Origin of the sequence: uncultured Mycobacterium sp. (assembly GCF_964249325.1) — a bacterium.
Lineage (GTDB): Bacteria > Actinomycetota > Actinomycetes > Mycobacteriales > Mycobacteriaceae > Mycobacterium.
In genome coordinates this window covers 1-4,318 of record NZ_CAXUCH010000306.1, presented here as the reverse complement: position 1 = coordinate 4,318, position 4,318 = coordinate 1, and the positions used below count along the sequence as shown (strand labels likewise).

The window sequence follows — 4,318 nt, the reverse complement described above, 5'->3', positions numbered from 1 at the left end:
GCGCTGGGCTGGGTGGGTGCGACCGTGGCGTCGACGTTGTTGCTGCTGTTGCCGCTGCCGTTGCAAACCCGCACGGTGATCGCGCTGCTGTGCGGTCCGCTGGTGGGCATCGCCGTGCACCTCGCGGCACTTGCCCGTCCGCGCGGTTGACCGCGTGTGGTTCATCTGCGGGTAAGTTGTGGATTCGAAATGGGTTACCCCGACGTCTGGATCGTCGTTCCAGCCTTCAACGAAGCCCCCGTCATCCGCGAGGTGATCGCCGAGGTCCGCTCGGTCTTCGACAACGTCGTCTGCGTGGACGACGGCAGCAGTGACGGCACCGGCGAGATCGCGCTGCGCGCCGGGGCGCATGTGGTGCGCCACCCGGTGAACCTCGGTCAGGGCGCTGCCATCCAGACCGGTGTGGAGTACGCACGCCGCCAGCCCGGCGCGCAGGTCTTCGTCACGTTCGACGGCGACGGTCAGCACCGCGTCAAGGACGCGGTCACGATGGTCGACCGGCTCGGCGCCGGCGACGTCGACATCGTGATCGGCACCCGCTTCGGCCGACTGGGTGGCAACCGGCCGCCGCTGCTGAAACGCATCGTGCTGCGCACCGCGGCGTGGCTTAGCCCGCGCGGACGCCGACTAGGGCTGACCGACACCAACAACGGGCTACGGGTGTTCAACAAGAAGGTCGCCGACAAGCTCGATATCACGATGAGCGGAATGAGCCACGCCACCGAGTTCATCATGCTGATCGCCGAAAACGGTTGGCGCGTCGCCGAAGAACCCGTCGAGGTGCTCTACACCGACTACTCCAAATCCAAGGGCCAGCCACTGCTCAACGGGGTCAACATCATCTTCGACGGGTTTTTGCGGGGGAGGATGCCGCGATGAACTGGATTCAGCTGCTGCTGATTTTCTCGATCATTGCGCTGCTGGTCTATCTGCTGCGCTCCCGGCGCAGCGCGCAGTCGCGCGCCTGGGTCAAAGTCGGCTACGTGGTGTTCGTGTTCGCCGCTGTCTACGCCGTGCTGCGGCCCAACGACACCACGGTGGTCGCGCACTGGGTCGGGGTGGCCCGTGGCACCGACCTGATGCTGTACGCGCTGATCATGGCTTTCAGCTTCACCACGCTGAGCACTTACCTGCGCTTCAAGGACCTGGAATTGCGCTACGCCCGGCTGGCTCGCGCCATCGCGCTCGAGGGCGCCCGGGCGCCTGACGAGCGCTAAATGCCGTGTACCTTCCGGAAGTACTCGACGGTGCGGCGCACGCCCTCCTCCAGTTCAACTTGCGGAGACCAGTCCAAAACCTGTTGTGCCCGGCTGATATCGAGGCACGAGCGTCGTAGGTCGCCTAGCCGCGGGGGGTGAAACTCCGGCTCGTCGGGCCCGCCGACCGCTGCCGCGACTGCCGAATGTAGTTGGCGGTCCGAGGTTTCCACGCCGGTGCCGATGTTGAAACGCATGCCGCCGCCCACCGGTCCGGCCGCCTTGACGAACGCATCCACCACGTCGTCGACGTAGACATAGTCGCGAGTGTTGCCGCCGTCGCCGAAGATCTTAGTGGACTTGCCGCACAGCAGTGCCTCGGCGAAGATCGCGACCACGCCGGCCTCACCGTGCGGATCCTGGCGTGGGCCATACACGTTGGCCGGAGCGATATGCGAGCACTCCAGCCCGTACAGATGCCGAAACGTATTGAGGTAGATCTCGGCGGCCACCTTGCCCGCGGCATACGGCGACGCCGGGTCGGTTGGCGCCTCTTCGCTGGTCGGGTAGGCCGGCGGAGTGCCGTAGATGGATCCGCCTGAGGAGGTGTTGACGATCTTGCGAACACCGGTGCGGCGCGCAGCTTCGGCCAGCCGGATCGTGCCGACGACGTTGACCGAGGCGTCGAACTCCGGGTTGGCCACCGAATGCCGCACGTCGATCTGGGCAGCCAGGTGGAACACCACCTCCGGACGGTGCTCGTCGAGGATGGCGGGCAAGTCGGCGGTGACGATGTCGGCCTCGACGAAGACGAACTCGGGAATGCCCGCCAGGTGTTCGATGTTGGTCGCGCGGCCAGTGGCGAAATTGTCCAGCCCGACCACAGTGTGGCCGTCGGCGATCAGACAGTCGACTAGCGTCGAGCCGATGAATCCGGCAGCCCCGGTGACCAGTGCACGCACCGGCCCACCATACCGACGGGCTCCCCGGGTCGCGCTGGCCGCCGCTGCGCTGATCGCCATTGCGCTGGCGATCCGCGCAGTGTTGGCATTCGGCGGCTACTTCTACTGGGACGACCTGATTCTGATCGGCAGGGCCGGCACCCATAACCTGCTGTCGCCGTCGTATCTGTTCGACGACCACGACGGCCACGTCATGCCGGCCGCCTACTTGGTGGCCGGAACGATCACCCGGCTGGCGCCGCTGAACTGGATCGGTCCGGCGATCAGCCTGGTGGTGCTGCAGCTGCTGGCCTCCTTGGCGTTGCTGCGTGCACTGCACGTGATCCTGGGGTGGCGGCTGGTACTGCTGATCCCGCTGACCTTCGCGCTGTTCAGCCCGCTTGGGGTTCCCGGTTTCGCGTGGTGGGCGGCAGCACTGAACTCGCTGCCGATGCTGGCCGCGCTGGCCTGGGTGTGCGCCGATGCAATCCTGTTGGTACGCACCGGCAATCAGCGTTACGCGGTCAGCGGTGTGCTGGTGTACTTGGCTGGCCTGCTGTTCTTCGAGAAGGCCGCGGTGATCCCATTCGTCGCGCTCGCGGTCGCCGCACTGCTGTGGTATGTGCAGGGTGGCAGGGACCCGCTGGTCACGGTGTGGCGCAGAGGTTTTCGGTTGTGGACGGCGGCGCTGGCGCTGACCGCCGCCTGGGTGGTGATGTACCTGGTCGTGGTGGACCAGAAGCGGTGGAGCACCGACCTGTCGATGACCGGTGATCTGCTGCGTCGCTCGATCACGCACGGCATCGTGCCGGGTCTGGCCGGGGGGCCGTGGCACTGGGAGCGGTGGGCCCCGGCCTCACCGTGGGCCACGCCGCCGCTGGCGGTGCGGGTACTCGGCTGGCTTGTGCTGGTCGGTGCGCTGACGGTGTCGCTGATCCGCAAGCAGCGCGTCGGGCTGGTGTGGGTGACCGCGGCCGGCTACGCGGTGGCCTGCCAGGTGCCGATCTATCTGATGCGTTCGTCGCGGTTCACCGCCCTGGAGCTGGCCCAGACCTTGCGGTATTTCCCCGACCTTGTTGTCGTACTGGCACTGCTGGCCGCCGTCGGGTTCTGCGCACCGAACCGGCCGTCCGCGCGGTGGCTGGACACCAGCCTGCCCCGGACGGTGGTGGTGACGGGTTTGGCGGCGGCGTTCGTGGCCAGCAGCCTGTATTCCACGGCGACGTTCCTGAGCTCCTGGCGCGACAACCCGGCTCAGCCGTATGTGCAGCATGCCCGCGCTGGTTTGGCCGCCGCGCGCGCGGCGGCGCCCGCGCCACTGCTCGACCAGGAAGTCGATCCGTTGGTGTTGCAGCGGGTGGCCTGGCCGGAGAACTTGGCCAGCCACATGTTCGTATTACTGCGAGATCGGCCCGAATTCACCTCGGCGACAACGCAATTGCGGATGCTTGACAGCTCGGGGCGGCTGGTCGACGCCCGGGTGGCGTGGGTGCGGACGATCGTGCCCGGCCCGATGCCACAATGCGGATACTTCGCGGAGCCGGACCGGCCGGCACGGCTGGCTCTCGACGGGCCGCTGCTGCCCGCGGAGTGGACCACTGAGATCAACTACCTGGCCAACAGCGATGGCTCGCTCACCCTGTCGCTATCGGAGGGGCCGAACGTCAAAGTCCCCGTGCATCCGGGACTGAACCGGGTCTACGTCCGGCTGCCGGGCGCGGGCGATGCGATCACCGCGCGGGCCGACACCGCTGCGCTGGCGGTGTGCATCGCGGCCGGGCCGGTGGGTTACGTGGTGCCGCAGTGAGCGACATGCGGGGAGCCACCTAGGAGAATCGAACTCCTGACCTGCTCATTACGAGTGAGCCGCTCTGCCGACTGAGCTAAGGTGGCGTGCCCTGCCGGGCGGCACGAGTCTACGGCAGGGCCATACATCGACCCAAGTCTCAGCCCGGCGACCGATGCAGAGCGCGCAGCGCGATGAGGAGGAGCCGGGCAATCGACTCAGGCCCGGCGACCGATGCAGAGCGCGCAGCGCGATGAGGAGGAGCCGGGCAATCGACTCAGGCCCGGCGACCGATGCAGAGCGCGCAGCGCGATGAGGAGGAGCCGGGCAATCGACTCAGGCCCGGCGACCGATGCAGAGCGCGCAGCGCGATGAGGAGGAGCCGGGCAATCGAC

General features: G+C 67.3%; 4 protein-coding genes, 1 tRNA gene and 1 pseudogene. 4 read left to right on the top strand and 2 right to left on the bottom strand.

The features are described from left to right. From ACFE99_RS23255 to ACFE99_RS23245, 3 genes and pseudogenes are all read left to right on the top strand, one after another. Nucleotides 1–150: pseudogene (locus ACFE99_RS23255) on the top strand (hypothetical protein); the annotation flags it as partial. Nucleotides 151–189: 39 nt separating this feature from the next. Further along, nucleotides 190–879: a glycosyltransferase family 2 protein gene (locus ACFE99_RS23250; RefSeq protein ID WP_375488967.1), complete on the top strand. Its 690-nt coding sequence runs from the start codon at nt 190–192 to the stop codon at nt 877–879. Beyond that, on the top strand, nt 876–1,217 hold the full coding sequence (locus tag ACFE99_RS23245; protein ID WP_375488965.1) for a DUF2304 domain-containing protein: 342 nt from the start codon (nt 876–878) through the stop codon (nt 1,215–1,217). Before ACFE99_RS23250 ends, ACFE99_RS23245 begins: the two co-directional genes overlap by 4 nt. On the opposite strand, the gene ACFE99_RS23240 is transcribed toward ACFE99_RS23245, so the two are convergent. Beyond that, complete coding sequence (locus ACFE99_RS23240; RefSeq protein ID WP_375488963.1) at nt 1,214–2,158, bottom strand: GDP-mannose 4,6-dehydratase; 945 nt, start codon at nt 2,156–2,158, stop codon at nt 1,214–1,216. The two genes, ACFE99_RS23245 and ACFE99_RS23240, sit on opposite strands and share 4 nt — an antisense overlap. Between ACFE99_RS23240 and ACFE99_RS23235 the strand changes: the two genes are divergently transcribed. After that, entirely contained in the window at nt 2,124–3,944 is a 1,821-nt protein-coding gene (locus ACFE99_RS23235; RefSeq protein WP_375488961.1) for a hypothetical protein, read from the top strand. The genes ACFE99_RS23240 and ACFE99_RS23235 overlap by 35 nt on opposite strands. A gap of 13 nt (nt 3,945–3,957) precedes the next feature. Here the strand turns inward: ACFE99_RS23235 and ACFE99_RS23230 are convergent. Then, nucleotides 3,958–4,030, bottom strand: a tRNA-Thr gene (locus ACFE99_RS23230). Nucleotides 4,031–4,318: the final 288 nt, after the last annotated feature.

Excerpts from the sequence above, each read along its gene's own strand:
- ACFE99_RS23235 (WP_375488961.1), top strand. The coding sequence starts at position 2,124 with ATGAATCCGGCAGCCCCGGTGACCAGTGCACGCACCGGCCCACCATAC.
- ACFE99_RS23245 (WP_375488965.1), top strand. The coding sequence starts at position 876 with ATGAACTGGATTCAGCTGCTGCTGATTTTCTCGATCATTGCGCTGCTG.
- ACFE99_RS23250 (WP_375488967.1), top strand. The coding sequence starts at position 190 with ATGGGTTACCCCGACGTCTGGATCGTCGTTCCAGCCTTCAACGAAGCC.